At 67.5% G+C, this 17,840-nt stretch carries 16 protein-coding genes and 1 tRNA gene; 11 read left to right on the forward strand and 6 right to left on the reverse strand.

Translation table 11 applies throughout. From position 1 onward, the window contains the following. The first annotated feature begins 11 nt into the window (after positions 1-11). Positions 12-1,160, forward strand: coding sequence for a citrate/2-methylcitrate synthase (locus tag ACODSL_RS13375; protein ID WP_488901192.1), 1,149 nt, complete (start codon positions 12-14; stop codon positions 1,158-1,160). Here the strand turns inward: ACODSL_RS13375 and gltB are convergent. Beyond that, the gene (gene gltB / locus ACODSL_RS13380) at positions 1,157-5,695 is read right to left on the reverse strand and encodes a glutamate synthase large subunit (protein WP_488901193.1); all 4,539 of its coding nucleotides are present in this window, start codon (positions 5,693-5,695) and stop codon (positions 1,157-1,159) included. The genes ACODSL_RS13375 and gltB overlap by 4 nt on opposite strands. Before the next feature lie 5 nt (positions 5,696-5,700). Then, entirely contained in the window at positions 5,701-7,149 is a 1,449-nt protein-coding gene (locus ACODSL_RS13385) for an NAD(P)-dependent oxidoreductase (protein ID WP_488901194.1), read from the reverse strand. 188 nt (positions 7,150-7,337) lie between these two features. Between ACODSL_RS13385 and ACODSL_RS13390 the strand changes: the two genes are divergently transcribed. Beyond that, positions 7,338-8,141, forward strand: coding sequence for an undecaprenyl-diphosphate phosphatase (locus tag ACODSL_RS13390; protein WP_488901195.1), 804 nt, complete (start codon positions 7,338-7,340; stop codon positions 8,139-8,141). A gap of 1 nt (position 8,142) precedes the next feature. Here the strand turns inward: ACODSL_RS13390 and ACODSL_RS13395 are convergent, their stop codons facing one another. Further along, positions 8,143-9,108 carry a complex I NDUFA9 subunit family protein gene (locus tag ACODSL_RS13395; protein ID WP_488901196.1) on the reverse strand — a complete coding sequence of 322 codons (966 nt, stop codon included), beginning with the start codon at positions 9,106-9,108 and terminating at the stop codon, positions 8,143-8,145. A gap of 138 nt (positions 9,109-9,246) precedes the next feature. Between ACODSL_RS13395 and ACODSL_RS13400 the strand changes: the two genes are divergently transcribed. Then, positions 9,247-9,333, forward strand: a tRNA-Leu gene (locus ACODSL_RS13400). A 34-nt stretch (positions 9,334-9,367) separates the two neighbouring features. On the opposite strand, the gene ACODSL_RS13405 is transcribed toward ACODSL_RS13400, so the two are convergent. After that, positions 9,368-10,462, reverse strand: a complete 1,095-nt coding sequence (locus ACODSL_RS13405) for a hypothetical protein (protein WP_488901197.1) — start codon at positions 10,460-10,462, stop codon at positions 9,368-9,370. 339 nt (positions 10,463-10,801) lie between these two features. Between ACODSL_RS13405 and ACODSL_RS13410 the strand changes: the two genes are divergently transcribed. The 8 genes from ACODSL_RS13410 (at position 10,802) to ACODSL_RS13445 (ending at position 16,837) form a co-directional block, all read left to right on the forward strand. Then, positions 10,802-11,419: a ribonuclease D gene (locus ACODSL_RS13410; RefSeq protein WP_488901198.1), complete on the forward strand. Its 618-nt coding sequence runs from the start codon at positions 10,802-10,804 to the stop codon at positions 11,417-11,419. A gap of 7 nt (positions 11,420-11,426) precedes the next feature. Further along, positions 11,427-12,050: an LPS export ABC transporter periplasmic protein LptC gene (gene lptC / locus ACODSL_RS13415; RefSeq protein ID WP_488901199.1), complete on the forward strand. Its 624-nt coding sequence runs from the start codon at positions 11,427-11,429 to the stop codon at positions 12,048-12,050. Positions 12,051-12,079: 29 nt separating this feature from the next. Continuing rightward, positions 12,080-12,601 (forward strand): LptA/OstA family protein, encoded by a 522-nt coding sequence (locus ACODSL_RS13420; protein ID WP_488901200.1) that lies wholly within the window; start codon positions 12,080-12,082, stop codon positions 12,599-12,601. Further along, the gene (gene lptB, locus ACODSL_RS13425) at positions 12,602-13,345 is read left to right on the forward strand and encodes an LPS export ABC transporter ATP-binding protein (RefSeq protein ID WP_488901201.1); all 744 of its coding nucleotides are present in this window, start codon (positions 12,602-12,604) and stop codon (positions 13,343-13,345) included. It begins immediately after the preceding gene. A 105-nt stretch (positions 13,346-13,450) separates the two neighbouring features. Next, complete coding sequence (gene rpoN / locus ACODSL_RS13430) at positions 13,451-14,947, forward strand: RNA polymerase factor sigma-54 (protein ID WP_488901202.1); 1,497 nt, start codon at positions 13,451-13,453, stop codon at positions 14,945-14,947. A 54-nt stretch (positions 14,948-15,001) separates the two neighbouring features. Continuing rightward, positions 15,002-15,622 carry an exopolysaccharide biosynthesis protein gene (locus ACODSL_RS13435; RefSeq protein ID WP_488901203.1) on the forward strand — a complete coding sequence of 207 codons (621 nt, stop codon included), beginning with the start codon at positions 15,002-15,004 and terminating at the stop codon, positions 15,620-15,622. 75 nt (positions 15,623-15,697) lie between these two features. Beyond that, on the forward strand, positions 15,698-16,318 hold the full coding sequence (hpf, locus tag ACODSL_RS13440; RefSeq protein ID WP_488901204.1) for a ribosome hibernation-promoting factor, HPF/YfiA family: 621 nt from the start codon (positions 15,698-15,700) through the stop codon (positions 16,316-16,318). A 54-nt stretch (positions 16,319-16,372) separates the two neighbouring features. After that, the gene (locus tag ACODSL_RS13445; protein WP_488901205.1) at positions 16,373-16,837 is read left to right on the forward strand and encodes a PTS sugar transporter subunit IIA; all 465 of its coding nucleotides are present in this window, start codon (positions 16,373-16,375) and stop codon (positions 16,835-16,837) included. A 129-nt stretch (positions 16,838-16,966) separates the two neighbouring features. On the opposite strand, the gene ACODSL_RS13450 is transcribed toward ACODSL_RS13445, so the two are convergent. Further along, a complete protein-coding gene (locus ACODSL_RS13450; RefSeq protein ID WP_488901206.1) occupies positions 16,967-17,224 on the reverse strand; it encodes a DUF1150 family protein in 258 nt (85 codons plus the stop codon). A 78-nt stretch (positions 17,225-17,302) separates the two neighbouring features. Further along, positions 17,303-17,728: an Hsp20 family protein gene (locus ACODSL_RS13455; protein WP_488901207.1), complete on the reverse strand. Its 426-nt coding sequence runs from the start codon at positions 17,726-17,728 to the stop codon at positions 17,303-17,305. Positions 17,729-17,840 lie beyond the last annotated feature (112 nt).

Genomic DNA, 17,840 nt, shown 5'->3' on the forward strand with positions numbered 1-17,840 from the left:
AATATGTGGCCATGGACCGCGACTGGATATCCGCCGAGGAGGCGTTGGAGCGGCTGGGGGTTCGGTCGCAGACGCTCTACGCCTATGTCAGCCGGGGCCGGATCGAGGCCCGGCCCGACCCGGCGGACCCGCGCCGCAGCCGCTATCGTCTGGCTGACGTCGACGGCCTGGCCGAGCGCAAGAAGCGCGGCCGCAAGGCATCGGAAGTCGCGGCCGGGGCCATCGCCTGGGGCGAGCCCGTGCTGGCGTCGGCGATCACCACGGTCGCCGGCGGACGGCTGTTCTACCGGGGACGCGACGCGGTCGTATTGGCGGAAACGGAGACGCTGGAATCGGTCGCCCGCCTGCTGCGGGGCGGTCATGGCGCGGCGCTAAAGATCGCCCCGGCGCCCATGGCGGCGGCCGGCGCCTCCCTGCGAGAGCGCCTGTTCAACGCCCTGTCTAACCGGGCCGGCCAGGATCCGCCGTCTCGCGGTCGCGCGGCGTTGGCCCTGGCGGTGGAGGCCGTGGGACTGCTGGATCTGGTGGCGGACGCCGCAGCGGGCGGGCCGGGCGAGGGGCCGATCCACCGGCGCATCGCGGAGGCCTGGGGCCGGCCCGACGCGGCGGACTTCATCCGGCGGCAACTGGTGCTGCTGGCCGACCACGAGCTGAACGCCTCGACCTTCGCCGCGCGGGTCACGGCAAGCACAGGTGCTTCACTGGCGGCATCGGCGTTGTCCGGTCTCTGCGCCCTGTCGGGACCCTTGCATGGCGGCATGGCCGGACGGGTGATCAACCTCGTGGAGGAGTCTCGCCGCATCGGCGCAGAGGCGACGGTCGCCGGCCGCATCGCCCGCGCGGGACCGACGCCGGGATTTGGCCATCCGCTCTATCCGGACGGCGATCCACGTGCCGCCGCCCTCCTGGCGACCTTCGATCCGCCGACGGAGTACGCGGCGCTGCAGACGGCCGTGGAGACCATGACTGGCGAGGCGGCCAACGTCGATTTCGCGGTCACCGCCCTCTGTGCGCGGTTCGGTCTGCCGTCAGACGCGCCGTTCGCCCTGTTCGCCGTAGCGCGGACCGCCGGCTGGCTCGCCCATGCCGTCGAGCAGGTGCAGACGGGCACGCTGATCCGCCCCCGCGCCCGCTACATCGGAGAGGCGCCGCCGCTCTAGGCTCGTTCGACCGCGGCTTCATCCGCCTGAAGCGGATGATCGAGGCGTCCGACCATCTCTTTCGGGCAGACCTGCCAGAACTGGCAGCGCATGCGGTCCCAGTCGCGCAGGATACTTCTGGCGAAGGCGGAGCCTGTCTCATGGGCATGCTCGCCGATCAGCTTGCGGAGCTGTTCTTCCCAATGCGGCGAGGCGAGGCGCTGGACGATGACGCTGTCGGTGTTGACCCGTCCCTCAAACCGGCCCGCCAGGTCGAGGACATAGGCCATCCCCCCGGTCATGCCCGCGCCGAAGTTGCCGCCCGTGGAGCCGAGGATCACCGCCGCCCCGCCGGTCATGTATTCGCAGCCATTGGCGCCGCAGCCCTCGACCACGGTGACGGCCCCGGAGTTGCGCACGGCGAACCGCTCGCCGGCCTGACCGGCCGCGAACAGCTTTCCGGCCGTCGCGCCATAGAGACAGGTGTTGCCGATGATGACGTTGGACTCCGGCGAGACCAGGTGGGGCGAGGGCCGCACCACGATGGTCGCCCCGGAGAGGCCCTTGCCGACATAGTCGTTCGACTCGCCGGTCAGGACGATGCGCAGCCCACGGACCGCGAAGGCTCCGAGACTCTGGCCGGCCGACCCCTTCAGTTCGACGGTCAGGTGGCCCGAGGGCAGGGCGCTCATGCCGAACTTGCGGGTGATGTGGCTGGAGATCCGCGCGCCGATGGCCCGGGCGGTGTTTCGCACGGTGTAGGTCAGCTGCATCTTCTCGCCGCGCTGGAGCAGGGGCGCCGCGTCGCGCACGATCTGGGCGTCCAGGGTATCCGGCACCTCGTTGCGACCCTCGACCGTGCAGTAGGGCTTGTTGCTCCCCGGATCGGCGCGGACCAGCAGCGGGTTGAGATCGAGATCGTCGAGGTGTTCGCCGCCGCGGCTGACCTGGGTCAGCAGATCGGTGCGGCCGACGATCTCCTGGATCGAGCGGAAGCCGAGGTCGGCGAGGATGCCGCGCACCTCCTCGGCGATGAAGGTGAACAGGTTCACGACCTTGTCCGGCGTGCCGGTGAAGCGCGCGCGCAGGGCCTCATCCTGGGTGCAGACGCCCACCGGACAGGTGTTCGAATGACACTGCCGCACCATGATGCAGCCCATGGCGATCAGGCTGGCCGTGCCGATCCCGAATTCCTCGGCGCCCAGCATGGCGGCGATGACCACGTCACGGCCGGTACGGATACCGCCATCCGTCCGTAGGCGGACGGAGTGACGCAGGTTGTTCAGCGTCAAAACCTGGTTGGCCTCGGAAAGGCCCATCTCCCAGGGCGATCCGGCGTACTTGATCGAGGTCTGCGGGCTGGCCCCTGTGCCGCCGACGTTGCCGGAGATCAGGATCACGTCGGCCTTGGCCTTGGCCACGCCGGCCGCGATGGCGCCGATGCCTGTCATCGACACCAGCTTCACAGTCACCCGGGCGTCGGGATTGATCTGCTTCAGGTCGTAGATGAGCTGGGCCAGATCCTCGATCGAGTAGATGTCGTGGTGTGGCGGCGGACTGATCAGCATCACGCCAGGCGTGGCGTGACGCAGCCGCGCGATCATCTCGGTGACCTTGAAGCCGGGCAGCTGGCCGCCCTCGCCGGGCTTGGCGCCCTGGGCGACCTTGATCTCGATCTCGCGGCATTCGTTCAGGTATTCGGCGGTGACGCCGAACCGGCCGGAGGCGACCTGCTTGACCGCGCTGTTGGGATTGTCGCCGTTCGGCAGAGGGCGATAGCGGGCGCGATCCTCGCCGCCTTCACCGCTGACCGACTTGGCGCCGATGCGGTTCATGGCGATGTTCAGCGCGCCGTGCGCTTCCGGGCCGAGCGCGCCCAGGCTCATGCCCGGCGTCAGGAAGCGCTTGCGGATCTCGTTGACGCTCTCGACGTCGTCCGGGATCAGCGGCTTGCGGTCGCTACGCCAGTCGAGCAGGTCGCGCAGCTGGATCTGCGGCAGGGACCGCATGCCGTCCGAGAAGCGCTTGTAGGACTCATAGTCCCCGGTATCGCAGGCGTGTTGCAGCGTATGGATCATGCGCGCCTCGAAGGCGTGCGCTTCGCCCGACCGGCGAGCCTTGTAGAAGCCGCCGACGGGCAGGGCGACGAAGGCCGGGTCCCAGGCGCGCTGGTGCAGCTCGACGGCCCGCTTCTCCAGACCGGCGAAGCCGATGCCGGAGATGCGCGACGGCATGCCGGGGAAGAACTCTGCAACCAGCGATCGCGACAGGCCGACGGCCTCGAAGTTGTAGCCACCGCGGTAGGACGAGATCACCGCGATGCCCATCTTGGAGATGATTTTCAGCAGGCCCTGCTCGATGGACGTCTTGAAGTTCAGGCAGGTCTGCCGGAGCGTCATGTCGCCCAGCAGGCCCCGGTCGAGCCGGTCCTGGAAACTCTCCTGCGCCAGCCAGGCATTGACCGCCGTGGCCCCGACGCCGACCAGCACGGCGAAATAGTGGGTGTCCATGCACTCGGCCGAGCGCACGATGATCGAGACGTAGGAGCGCAGTCCGCGTTCCACCAGGTGGGCGTGGACGCCGCCGGTCGCGAGGATCATCGGCAGGGCGACCCGGCCCTGGCCGCTGTGCTCGTCGGTCAGGACGATGGTGGCGCAGCCGCGCAGGGCGGCGTCCTCGGCTTCGGCGCGAACCCGGTCGAGATTGGCCCGCAGGGCGTCGCCGGGCCGCGCCTCGTCGGCCGGGATCGGCATGGTGCAGTCGATGACCGCCAGCGCCTTGTCGCCGATGTAGCCCAGGATCCGCTCGTACATGCCGGTCGTCAGGACAGGGCTTTCCAGCACATAGACGTCGGTCTGGGCCTCATCCTCGACGAGGATGTTGCCGAGGTTCTTGAAGCGGGTCTTCAGGCTCATGACCCCCGTCTCGCGGAGCGGGTCGATCGGCGGGTTGGTCACCTGGCTGAAGTTCTGGCGGAAGAAGTGGCTCAGCGGCCGGTAGTTGTCGGACAGCACGGCCAGCGGCGTGTCGTCGCCCATCGAGCCGACGGCCTCCTTGCCGTCCTCGACCATCGGCGCGAGCACCAGCTCGAGGTCTTCCAGCGTCATCCCGGCGGCGGCCTGGCGGCGCGCCAGTTCCTCGCCATGGCAGCGGCGCGGCTCGGGTCCCGGCGCGATCCGCTCCTCCAGATTGACCATGTTGCCGAGCCAGTCGGTGTAGGGGTGCGCCTCGGCCAGCCGGTCAATGATCGCCTCCTCGTCATAGAGTCGGCCTTCCACGAGATCGATGGCGATCATCCGCCCCGGCGAGATGTTCAGCTTACGGACGATCCGCTCCTCGGCAACCCCGCACATGCCCGCTTCCGAGCCCATGATGACCAGGCCGTCGTCGGTGTAGGCCACGCGGAGGGGGCGAAGGCCATTGCGGTCCTTGCCGGCCACGACCCAGCGGCCGTCGGTGGCGCACAGGGCGGCCGGACCGTCCCAGGGCTCCATCACGGCGTTGCAGTAGGAGTAGAGCGCCCGGTGTTCGGGCTTCATCTGCTCGTCGTTCTTGCTGGCCCAGGCTTCGGGGATCAGCAGGGCCTTGGCCATCGGTGCGTCGCGGCCGGCGCGGACCAGCACCTCGAAGGTGTTGTCCAGCGCTGCGGAGTCCGACCCGCTCGGCTGGATGACCGGTTTGATGTCGTCGCCGAATTCACCGAAGGCCTGGGCGGCCATGCGGATCTCATGGCTCTTCATCCAGTTGGTGTTGCCCTTCAGCGTGTTGATCTCGCCGTTGTGGGCCAGCATCCGGAACGGCTGGGCCAGCCGCCACTGGGGGAAGGTGTTGGTCGAATAGCGCTGGTGGAAGATGGCCACGGCCGCGGCGAACCGGTCGTCCCGCAGGTCGGGATAGAAGTCGTCGATGTTCTGGGCGAGGAACATGCCCTTGTAGATCAGCGACCGGGCCGACAGCGAGCAGATGTAGAAGTCGTTGATCGCCGAGGCGGCCACCTTCTTCTCGATCCGCTTGCGGCAGAGGAACAGGGCGCGCTCGAGCGCCTCGCCTTCGAGGCCCGCCGGCGGCGAGAGCATGATCTGCTCGATCTCGGGCCGGGTGGCGTTGGCCTTTTCGCCGATCACCGAGGTGTCGACCGGCACCTGGCGCCAGCCGTAGATGTAGAAGCCGAAGCGCAGCGCCTCGCTTTCGACGATCGTCCGCGCGGCTTCCTGGGCGCCGAGGTCTGTGCGCGGCAGGAAGATCTGGCCCACGGCGATGGCGCCGGGACGCAGCTTGTGGCCGGTGTTGCGCACCTGGTCGATGAAGAAGTCCTGCGGCACGGACAGCAGGATGCCGGCGCCGTCGCCGGTCTTGCCGTCGGCGTCGACCGCGCCCCGGTGCCAGACGGCCTTCAGCGCCTTGATGGCCAGCTCGACCACCTCGCGGCGCGGCTTGCCGTCGATCGCGCAGACCAGGCCGACGCCGCAGTTGTCGCGCTCCGACGTTGGGTCATAGGCGTGACCGTCGATCAGCAGCTGACGGTTGGCGAGGTAGCGGGTGAGTTCGGCGCTCATGTCGGTCACTCGGCCGCGACGAGGGCGGGAGAGTCCGCCTTCGCGCGCAGGTAGCTGTGGATGGAGTCGGCGGCGTCGCGGCCGTCGCGGATGGCCCAGACCACCAGCGAGGCGCCCCGGGCGATGTCGCCGGCGGCGAACACGCCGTCGAGACTGGCGGCCTGGGTCCTGCGGTCGATCTTCACCGTGCCCCAGCGGCTGACCGAAAGGTCCGGCGCCGAGAGGGTCGTGGGCAGGTCTTCGGGGTCAAAGCCGAGCGCCTTGATCACCAGCTGGGCCGGCAGGTCGAAGTCCGAGCCGTCGACGGCTTCCGGCGCGCGACGACCCGAGCTGTCCGGCGGGCCAAGGCGCATGCGGACCGCGCGTACGCCGGTGACGCCCTCGGCGCCGCCAAGCAGGCCGCGCGGGGCGGCCAGCCATTCGAAAACAACACCCTCTTCCTCGGCGTTGGCGACCTCGCGCAGGGAGCCCGGCATGTTTTCCTTGTCGCGACGGTAGAGGCAGGTGACCGACTTCGCGCCCTGACGGATCGCGGTGCGGACACAGTCCATGGCCGTGTCGCCGCCGCCGACGACGACGACGTCCTTGCCTTCGGCGTCGAGCGCGCCGGACTCGAAGTCAGCGACCACGTCGCCCATGCCGTTGCGGTTCGATGCGATCAGGTAGTCCAGCGCGGGGACCACGCCGCGGGATCCGGTTCCGGGCATTTCCAGCTCACGCGCGGCATAGACGCCCGTGGCCAGCAGCACCGCGTCATGGCGCTCACGCAGTTGGGGCAGGGTGGCGTCGCGGCCGACCTCGAAGTTCAGCCTGAACACGATGCCGCCCTCGGCCAGCCGCCGCGTGCGACGCTCGACGACGTCCTTCTCCAGCTTGAAGCCGGGGATGCCGTAGATCAGCAGGCCGCCGGCCCGGTCGTGGCGATCATAGACGGTGACGGCGTAGCCCAGCTCACGCAGCACCTCGGCGGCGGCGAGGCCGGCGGGTCCGGCGCCGACGATGCCGACCGACTGCCCCAGCGTGGCCCGGGAAACGAGCGGCTTCACCCAGCCCTCTTCCCAGGCCTTGTCGCTGAGGTATCGCTCCACCGCGCCGATCGTGACCGTGCCGTGGCCCGACTGTTCGATGACGCAGTTGCCTTCGCACAGGCGGTCCTGCGGGCAGATGCGACCGCAGATCTCGGGCATGGAATTGGTCGCCTGAGAGAGTTGATAGGCCTCTTCCAGCCGGCCGGCCGCGGTCATCCGCAGCCAGTCGGGGATGTTGTTGTGCAGCGGGCAGTGGGTCTGGCAGAAGGGGACGCCGCACTGTGAACAGCGGGAGGCCTGTTCTGCGGCCTTCGCGTCGATAAAGTCGGCATAGATTTCATGGAAGTCGCGGTCGCGCGTCCGCGCCTCCCGCTTTTCCGGAGTGCGGCGGTCGATGGTCGTGAATTTCAGCATCCGCTCGGCCATGCCGTGCTCCAGCCTTCATGAAGAAAAACAATGTTCCAGTCGGGTTCTACGGGTTGGAAAGCGCATGAAAATGCGGTCGTCTACTTTTAGGACCGGTTTTGGGATGAATCCGGACTGCCCGAGCGTCAAACCGCCTCCGCCGCTGCAACTTTAGTCTCGTTTGTAGACAATATCCAAAAAGGGCTCTCATGAGCGATCTCCTGGCCGCCGTCATTCTCGGGATTGTCGAAGGGCTCACCGAGTTCATCCCCGTCTCGTCGACGGGACATCTTCTGCTCGCCAAGCTGGCGCTCGGGCTTCAGGGCCAGGCGTGGAACGACTTCATCGTCCTGATCCAGCTCGGCGCGATCCTGGCGGTAGTGACCCTGTATTTCGGCCGCCTGTGGAAGGTGCTGATCGGCCTGCCGACGAAACCGGAGGCGCGACGCTTCACCCTGTCGGTGCTGGTCGCCTTCCTGCCTGCCGTGGTGTTCGGCTTCCTGCTCTATGACTTCATCAAGACGGTGCTGTTCGACAGCCCGCAGCTGATCTGCTGGTCGCTGATCATCGGCGGCGTCGTCCTGCTGGCCATCGACCGCTGGAGCCCCGCGCCGAAGCAGCACGATGCGATGACGCTGCCCTTGCTGACCTCGCTCGGCATCGGCCTTGTCCAGTGTCTGGCGATGATCCCGGGTGTGTCGCGGTCCGGCGCGACCATCGTCGGCGGCGTTCTGCTGGGCGTCGACAAGCGGGCGGCGGCCGAGTTCAGCTTCTTCCTCGCCATCCCGACCATGGTCGGCGCGTTTGCGAAGGACTTCTGGGAAAGCCGCGAGAGCCTGATGCAGGGCGACAACCTCGGCCTTCTGGCCGTCGGCTTTGTCGTCTCGTTCCTCTCGGGCCTCGTGGTCGTGAAGGTGCTGCTCGATTTCGTGAGCAAACGCGGCCTCGCGCCGTTCGGCTGGTGGCGGATCCTGGTCGGCGGCGCGGGCCTGGCCTGGATCTACCTGACCTAGTTCAGAAGGCCCCGTCGGGGGCGGCCGCGTACTGGCCGCCCTTGCGGAAGCGATAGAGATAGGTCGGGGCGATCGCCTCGACACTGCGCGGCGTGATCCCGAGCGTCTCGAGGCCGTCGGCGCCGTCGGCGACGACGTTGTCGCTGCGCAGCATCTCGACCTGATCGTCGGTCAACACCGGCGGAATCCCGACGATGGCTGTCAGGGCCGCGACCTTGCCGACCAGGCCGGCGATCGGCCAGGGCAACGGCGCCAGGACCCGGGCCTTGCCGGTCTCGCGCAGCACGAACGCCATCAACTCGCGGAACGTGAACACGCCGGGGCCGCCCAGTTCATAGGTCTTTCCGGCGCAGGCGGGATCGCTGATCACCTTCGCCACCGCGGCGGCGACATCGCCGACGTAGACCGGCTGGAAGCGGGTCGCGCCGCCGCCCGGCAGCGGCAGGGCTGGGCTGATATTGGCCATGGCGGCGAAGCGGTTGAAGAAATCGTCTTCCGGTCCGAACACCACCGACGGACGCAGGATCACGGCCGAGGGAATGGCGGCGCGCACGGCGGCCTCGCCTTCAGCCTTCGAACGCGCGTACTTCGCCGGCGAGGCGGCATCCGCACCGATGGCGGAGATCTGGACGAATCGGGCGACGCCTCGTGCGGCGGCGGCCTCGGCGATGGCCCTGGCGCCGGCGGTATGCAGGGTCTCGAAGCCCTGGCGACCGCTCTCATAGAGCACACCGACGAGGTTCACGCAGGCTTCCGCGCCATCCAGCGCGCGGGCGACCGACGCGGCGTCGCGGACGTTGGCCTGAACCACCTCGATCTGTCCGACGTCGCCCAGCATGCGCAGCCGGTAGCCGCGTCCGACGTTGCGCGCGGCGACGCGCACCCGCCAGCCGTCCCTGGCCAACGACCGCACGACCTGCCGGCCGACAAAGCCGGTTCCCCCGAAAACGGTGACGAGCCCACGCATGACGACGCCTTTTCCCTTGTACGATAGCGCCCGGATAGACGAGCCGGGGTTCATGCGCAACGCACCATTGACCGCATGAGGGCGGCGCCCTATGAGGCTCGCCTTCGCGCTGATCCGGGGTTCCGGAAAGGTATGCGAGCCCAGGTGGCGGAATTGGTAGACGCGCTGGCTTCAGGTGCCAGTGGCTTAACGGCCGTGGAGGTTCGAGTCCTCTCCTGGGCACCACTCATCCCGAATTGATGATGGCTGGACCGCGGATTTACCTCCCGCGTTGCGTCCCCCCAGGGGGCGCCGCCAGTGACGAGACCATCTCCAGGTTCGCCGCCCGCAGCACAGGAACGATGGTCAGAGCCTCCTTGAGGGCCTGGCCGTAGAGACCGATCACCGCCCGGTCAGCCTCCGCATTGCCGCGCCATTCCATTTCGCCGTCAGCGTTCTTGGCGTGTCGTCCACGATTGTGAGCCACGCTCGCGGTGACTTCCGCGGCGCTCAGGTCCAGCGACAGGCGGTCGCTGACGTAGGCCAGGGCGCCGTTTCCGTCCTCGACCAGCCGATCATAGTCGAGGCGGGCGGCGTACAGGGTCTCTCCCGGCGTCCGAAACCGCGCCGCGAACAGGCAGAGTTGCGCCCAGTGGACCAGCAGCGCCAATCGCAGGGCCCGCACCATCGGCTCGCCGCTGGTCGGCAAGTAGCGCGAAGCGGCCTCCTGTAGGGCCGGTCTGGACTGCAGAACATGGTCGGCCAGACGCAGCGTGTACTCGATCCTCGGTCGCCCACCGCGAAGCACCGCCACAAGGAAAGCCGCCGGGTCGCTGGTGATCACCATCGCCCGGTCGCCCCGGGCAGGCTGAAGGAAGTCGTCCAGCGCGCCGTTGATCCAGTTCGACGGCTTGATCAGCAGCGTCTCATCGGCCAGACGCAGTTTGCCCAGATGGCCGATGACCACGGCCGTGGCGGCGGAAAGCAGCGCCGACTCGCCGTCCCCGATCCGGGACCGCCAGGAGTCGAGGTCGACCAGCACCTGCGGTTCGCGCAGACACAGGACCTTGCCAGGGACGTCGCACATCCGGGCCAGCAGGGTCGAGCCGCAGAATGCGGTGTGAAAGATCCAGCGCACCGGATCCGCCGCCGCAGGGGTCAGCGCCACGACCTCCTCGATGTCGGCGACGAAGGCGCTTGTTCCGAGCGCGGTGCGGCCGTCAAGAAAACTGCTGTGGTTCAGGACACCCCGGCTCGTCGCGACAAAGCGCATGAGGCCCGAAGCGGGGTCGATGCGATCCGGGAAGTAGGCGGGATCACGCAGGATCTCCGCGAGCGCCGATGCGCTTCGACGCCCGGCGCCGTCAGCCCGCAAAAACCCGGCTCCAGATGACGTCTCGCTGATACGCATCGCCCACCCACCACTTCAGACAATGGCTAGCCGGGTCTTCGGGTCGAACGGCGTTAAACTTCGGTTATCTGAATTAAACTTCGTTCACGGTCAGTCGAGGTGACCATTGATTCCTGTCCCAGCAGGAACTTTCACGACAAAAACACGCGGCGACGCTGGATTTGGCGACCCGCTTGCGTATTTGTCGCTATGAAGAGGCGCGGCGACGGCGCGCGCACCGCATCGGCGCGGGCGGCCTGTCTCCGGCGACCAGAACAGCCCCCTGTCCGGTGACAGACGCGAAACTTGAGGAGCGGTCAGACCTTGGCCAACCATCTCCATGAAGGTGATATTCCGGCAGGCCTGTTCGCGGGCGTGACCTCGGTCGCCATCGACTCTGAAACCATGGGGCTGAGCCTGCAGCGCGACCCGTTGTGCGTCGTGCAGATCTCGGCCGGCGACGGGAATGCCCATATCGTGCGGCTGGACCGGCCGACCTACGATTGTCCGAACCTGAAGGCCCTGCTGACCGATCCCTCGGTGCTGAAGATCTTCCACTTCGGCCGCTTTGATATCGCCATGTTCGAGCACTATCTGAAGGTCACCACCAACCCCGTCTGGTGCACCAAGATCGCCTCCAAGCTCGCCCGGACCTACACTGATCGCCACGGCCTCAAGGACGTGGTCAAGGAACTGATGGGCGTCGACCTGAGCAAGGCGCAGCAGAGCTCCGACTGGGGTGCGGCGGTGCTTTCGCCCGAACAGCTGGCTTACGCCGCTTCCGACGTCCTGCATCTCCACGGCGTGATGAACCGGTTGCAGGCGATGCTCGACCGCGAAGGCCGCGCCGGGCTGGCCCAGGCCTGTTTCGACTTTCTTCCCCAGCGCGCGCGGCTCGACCTCGCCGGCTGGGAAGACGTCGACATCTTCGCCCACAGCTGAGCAGGTCATGAGCGGAACGGCAGATTTCGTGACACCGCCGGTCGACCGCGACGCCGCCTTCTCGCGGTGGGAGCGTCGCCTGTCGCTGATCACCGTGCTGCGCCGCGCCCTGCCGGCCCTGATGGCGGTAATCGCTCTTTGCCTCGCGGTCATGGTCACCATCAGCGCCGTCAAGGCGCCGCATCCGGTCAAGAATGACGACCCGATCATCCGGATGGTCGGCGCGCGCTTCCAGGGGCGGGTCGAGGACGGCCGGAGTTTCCTGATCGGCGCCCAGCAGGCGGCCCGCGACGAGCGTCAGCCGAACCGGGTCAGCCTGATCGAGCCGATCATGGTCGTCGGCGCCGAAACCGCCACGCCGCGCCGGCTGATGGCGCGGATGGGCGTCTACGATGAGCAGACCCGCCTGCTACGCCTGACCGGCGAGGTGCGCATTGACGACGGCCTGGGCAACAAGATTGCTTCCAACGACATCACCATCGACACACGCACGGGCGCCGCTGTAGGCCAGCGGGGGATCGAGGGCGATGGTCCAGTCGGCCAGGTTTCGGCCGATTCCTACAGCGTCAAGGACAAGGGCGACCGCATCGAGTTCCGAGGCAGGGTTCGCACGCGGGTCAATCCGGAATAAGACGGGTCATGAACAGGTCGGGAGCGCGCATGCAGAGCGCGGTTGCAAAATTTCAGTGGGCGGCCATCGCCGCCGCCAGCGTGCTGTTCGGAGCGGGCGGCGCCCTGGCGCAGCTTGATCCGCGCGCGCCCATCGACATCACGGCGGACTCGTCTGAAGTCATTCAGAGTCAGTGCCAGTCGACCTGGAGCGGCTCGGTGGAGGCGCTTCAGGCCCGCACGCGGCTGCGCGCGAACAGCGTGCGCATGTACAGCCAGAAGAAGGGCGATGGCTGCGGCGCCAGCGAACGGATGGAAGCGGACGGTCAGGTCTATTTCGTGACCCCGGAACGCACCGTGCGGGCCGACAATGCCGTCTACACCTTCACCGGCGAAACGATCACCCTGTCCGGCAATGTCATCGTGGTGCAGGGCAAGAGCGTCGTGCGCGGTGATCGGCTGGTCATCAATACCCGCACCGGTCAGGCGCAGATGTCATCGAGCGCCACCGGCCGCGGCAAGGCCGGGCGCGTTCGGGGCGTCTTCTATCCCAACCAGGGAACCACCAACTAGGTGGCGGCCGACCTCGACCAGAGCGGAGAAGGTCTCGTCGTCGACCGGCTGTTCAAGTCGTTCGGCGAGCGACAGGTCGTGCATGGCGTGAGCCTGCGCCTCAAGCGGGGCGAGGTCGTCGGCCTGCTGGGCCCCAACGGCGCCGGCAAGACGACCTGCTTCTACATGATCACCGGCCTGATCCCGGTCGACCAGGGGACCATCCTGCTCGACGGCCGCGACATCACCGCCCTGCCGATGTACCAGCGCGCGCGGATGGGCCTCGGCTACCTGCCACAGGAAGCCTCGATCTTTCGCGGCATGACGGTCGAGGAAAACGTCCTGTCTGTCGTCGAGATGCGTGAAAAGGAAACCGGCCGCGCCCGCGATGCGACCGCCGCCCTGCTTGAAGAACTGCGCATCAGCCATCTGAAGTCCGCGCCCGCCGTTTCCCTGTCGGGTGGCGAGCGCCGTCGCGTGGAAATTGCCCGGGCCCTGGCCAGCGAGCCCAGCTTCATGCTGCTCGACGAGCCGTTCGCCGGCATCGACCCCCTGGCCATCGCCGACATCCGGGATGTGATCGGCTACCTGAAGGGCCGCGGCATCGGCATCCTGATCACCGACCACAATGTGCGCGAGACGCTCGACATCATCGACCGCGCCTCGATCATTCACGCGGGCGAGGTTTTGTTCGAAGGCGCGCCGCAGGAGATCGTCGACAATCCCGACGTCCGCCGCGTCTACCTGGGCGACCGGTTCACCTGAACCCGCCGTTCCGGCGACCTGCAAGAACCGCGCCGCTTAAGGGCCGCGTTAACTGTCCGCCTGCGAAGCTGTCCTCCGGTTGGTTTGAACGGGTGGGGGAAGCGCGTGGCGCTCGGTCCAAGACTTGAGCTGAGACAGGGCCAGGGCCTCGTCATCACGCCGCAACTGCAGCAGGCGATCAAGCTGCTGCAGCTGACGAACCTCGAGCTCGAGGCCTATGTCGAGGGCGAGCTTGAGCGGAATCCGTTGCTGCAGCGCGATGACCGCGACAACGAGCCGGAGACCGAACAGGTCCGCACCGAGACGCCCGACTATTCCGCTGACCAGGTGCCCGACGGCGCGGCCCAGGCGGACATGGATGCCGGCCCTTCCGATCTTTCGCCCGGCGAGCGCGACGCGGGCGACGCCGACACCCGCGAACCGGGCCAGGCCGGCGGCGACATCGACTGGTCTCGCGCCGGCCGCGGCGCGACGTTCGAGGGGGAGGACAGCCTTGAAGGGCGTCTGACCCGCGACAAGACCCTCAGTGAACACCTGCACGACCAGCTCGCCGTGGCCCGCCTGAGCGAGCCCCAGCGGGTCGTGGCCGCCGTCCTTATCGATGCGGTCGACGACGGCGGCTATATGCGCGCCGATCTGGTCGACATGTCCGACCGCCTGGGCTGCGAGCTGGACTTCATTGAAGAGGTCCTGGCCGTCCTGCAGGGCTTTGAGCCCGTCGGAATCATGGCCCGCGACGTGCGTGAATGCCTGGCGATCCAGCTCAGGGACCGTAACCGGTTCGATCCGGCAATGGCCGCGCTGCTCGACAATCTCGAGCTGCTGGCGCGCCGCGACATGAGCGGGCTGCGCAAGGCCTGCGGCGTCGACGACGAAGACCTGCGAGAGATGATCAGTGAGCTGAAGGCCCTGACGCCCCGCCCGGGCGCGGCCTTTGGCGGTGAGCCGTCTCAGCCGGTGGTGCCGGACGTATTCGTGCGTGAGGGCGCCGGCGGCCTGTGGAACGTCGAACTCAATACCGACACCCTGCCCAAGGTGCTGATCGACCGTCGCTACCACGCGAAAGTCGCCGGCGGCGCATGGACGGATCAGGAAAAGACCTTCGTCCAGGATTGCCTGGCCAGCGCCAACTGGCTGGTGAAGAGTCTGGACCAGCGGGCCCGCACGATTCTGAAGGTGTCGAGCGAGATCGTCCGGCAGCAGGACGGCTTCCTGGCCCACGGGGTCGAGCACCTGCGGCCGCTGAACCTGAAGACCGTCGCCGACGCCATCGGCATGCACGAGAGCACCGTCAGCCGGGTCACCTCGAACAAGTACATCGCCACCCCGCGCGGCGTGTTCGAGCTGAAGTTCTTCTTCACTTCGTCGATCGCCTCATCCTCGGGCGGCGAGGCGCACTCGGCCGAGTCCGTGCGGCACAAGATCCGCCAGCTGATCGACGCGGAACGCGCGGAGGCTGACGTCCATTCCGACGACGCCATTGTCGACATCCTGAAGGAGGCGGGCGTCGATATCGCCCGCCGTACCGTCGCAAAATACCGCGAGGCGATGCGAATTCCGTCATCCGTTGAACGCAGACGGATGCTACGCGCGGCGGTGTGATGCGCGAGACCGATCAGGGGCTCGCGCGTTTCGCACCCGATGCAGAGCCCGCCCATGGATCCCGTTGACCGTCGCCGACCGCTCTCCGAGCTGCTGATCGACATCGCCGACGACCCGTCTGCGACGGTGACGGTCGGCGAGATCGTGCATCGCCTCGGCCGGCGATCCTTCGGCGCGCTGCTGTTCATCTTCGCCGCGCCCAACTGGCTGCCGTTGCCGCCGGGGTCGTCGACCTTTCTCGCCGCGCCGCTGCTGTTCTTCGGCCCCCAGATCGCGCTCGGGATTCACCGGCCGTGGCTGCCCCGGTTCGTCGACGGGAAGCAGATGGAGCGCGCCAGGCTGGCCGGGGCCCTGCGCAAACTGGTTCCGATCCTCGAGCGTATCGAAAAAGTCTCCGCGCCGCGGCTGGTGTTCCTGTTCGGGCCGGTCGGTGACCGGGTCATAGGCCTGACGGTGACTCTTCTGGCGCTGGTCCTGCTCCTGCCGATCTGGCTGGGCAACATGGCGCCGGGCGCGGCCATCGCTGTGTTCGGTCTCGCCCTGGTCCAGCGCGACGGCGTTCTTGCTCTGATCGGCTACGCCATCACGGGGCTGAGCATCGCTCTGGTGGCGCTCGGCTGGAATGTGGCCGTGGCGTTCGTCAATCACCTCGCGCGGGTCGCCGGACTGTCGTGACGCCATTCGCTCACAAGAAAGCGAGCCGGCCGTCGATCGCTTGACACCTATGTCCGTCAGGCGCGTTCTATTGCCATGCAAGTGCACGTATCCGGCAAGCATGTCGACGTCGGGGAAGCCCTGCGCACGCGGGTTTCGGACGACCTCACCACCACCATCAGCAAGTACTTCGATCGCGGCGGTTCCGCCGATGTCGTGGTCTCCAAGGAGGGCTATGCCTTTCGGGTGGATTGTTCGATCCGCTTGAATTCCGGACAGATGTTGCAAAGCCATGGCGAGGCCGGCGACGCCCACGCCGCCTTCAGCACGGCGCTGGACAAGATTGAAAAGCGGGTCCGCCGTTACAAGCGACGACTCAAGAGCCACTCGGTCCAGGCCGAGGCCCGCCGCGACGAAACCGCCGCGTTTTATGTCCTGAAGGCCTCGGACGACGACGTCGATGAATGGGACGGCGTGGACGACCATGCGCCGCCGACCGGCATGATCATCGCCGAGTCCGAGGAGGCGCTGAAAACAATGACCGTTTCGATGGCGGTCATGGAACTGGACTTGACCGAATCTCGCACAATCGTGTTCAGGAATGCCGCCCACGGGGGATTGTCCGTGGTGTATCGGCGTCCGGACGGAAATATCGGCTGGATCGATCCTGAACGCACACAGTCACAGAGCGGAAACGGAAAGCGGGTAGTCGCCTGACACGGCGCGGCCAGCCCTTCGGCAACCGGTCTGATTTTCGCGAGTTCTGAGCGAATGAATATTGGAGATCTGCTGGAGACGCGCGCCATTGCGCCGCGCGCCGGAGCCAGCGGCAAGCGTCAGGTTCTGTCGGCTGTCGCCGATATCGCCGCCCGCAATTTCGGCTTCGATGCCGATCAGGTGCTGGACGCCCTGCTCGAGCGCGAGGCGGCCGGGTCGACGGGCGTGGGCCATGGCGTAGCCGTGCCTCACGCACGCCTGCCAGGCCTGACCCGCATGCGGGGTGTGTTCATGCGTCTGGACCAGCCGACTCCGTTCGAGTCGGTGGACGACCAGCCCGTGGATCTGGTGTTCGCCCTGTTCGCGCCGCTGGAGTCCGACACGGAACACTTGCGGACCCTGGCTCGGGTCTCGCGTCTCCTGCGTCAACGCGAGCTGCGTCAGCAGCTTCGTCTGGCGCGGACCGGCGAGGCGATCCACGCCCTGCTGGCCCGCGAGCCCCAGTCGACGGCGGCCTGAGCCCTTCCCGGGGCCAATCGACATCAAGTCCTGCAAAGGCCGATGCCCCGCGCTGCGCTGCTCAAATATATCCGTCATGGCCCGAGCAAGTCGGGCCATGACGTCAGATCGGTTGAATGTCGATTGAACCTAGTGGACCGAGACGGGCGCGAGCTCGTGCGCCAGGGCGGCGGCCATTGCTGAATCACGGTCGCCGAGCACGGCCAGCCGCTCGCCGTCGGCGCGGTGGACGGCGTACAGGGTCTGCTCGGGCTTGAGGTCAAATCCGGTGAGCGCGGCGACCGGCGTGTCGGCGATGATTTCCGCCGCGGTGACCGGCCGGACATAGACCAGGTCGGGGCCGCCGAGGGCGGCAAAGGCTTCCTTGGTAAGCAATTGGGGTGTCATGGGACCACCTCCTTCACAGAATGAACGCGGTGAACGGCCGCCGGTTCAGCCGGCCGGCCCGCGATCGGGTTACAGGGTCTAATCAGCCGTGCGGATCGGGATCCGCTGAATCAGTCGCTCGGGCTCGGGGCGGATCAGATCGACGTGCAGCAGGCCGTGCTCGAGCAGGGCGCCCTGCACCGCCATGCCGTCCGCGAGCACGAACGTGCGGACGAAGCCCCGGGCCGCGATGCCACGATGCAGATAGGCCTTGTCCGGCCCCTCGGCCCCGTCGCCACGGCGTCCGGCGACAGTCAGCTGGTTGCCCTCGACCTGGATCTCCAGCTGGTCCGGCGAGAACCCGGCCACGGCCAGGGTGATTCGCACCTCGCCGTCTTCGCGGGCTTCAACATTGTAGGGCGGATAGCCTTCGGCGGCGGCCTTGGCGGCCCGTTCGATCAGGGCGCGGGTATGGTCGAAGCCCAGCAGGAAGGGGCTGTCGAAAAGCACGGGTCGTATCGTCATGGGTCCAGGAGTCCTCGCACAAGCGACTCCCGTCCGCCGGCCCCGAAGGCGTCCGTCGAACGGCATTGAGGAACAGGTGGCGATTGATCGCCCGCGCCGCAAGTCGGTCATG

It is taken from the genome of Caulobacter sp. FG121 (assembly GCF_057809815.1).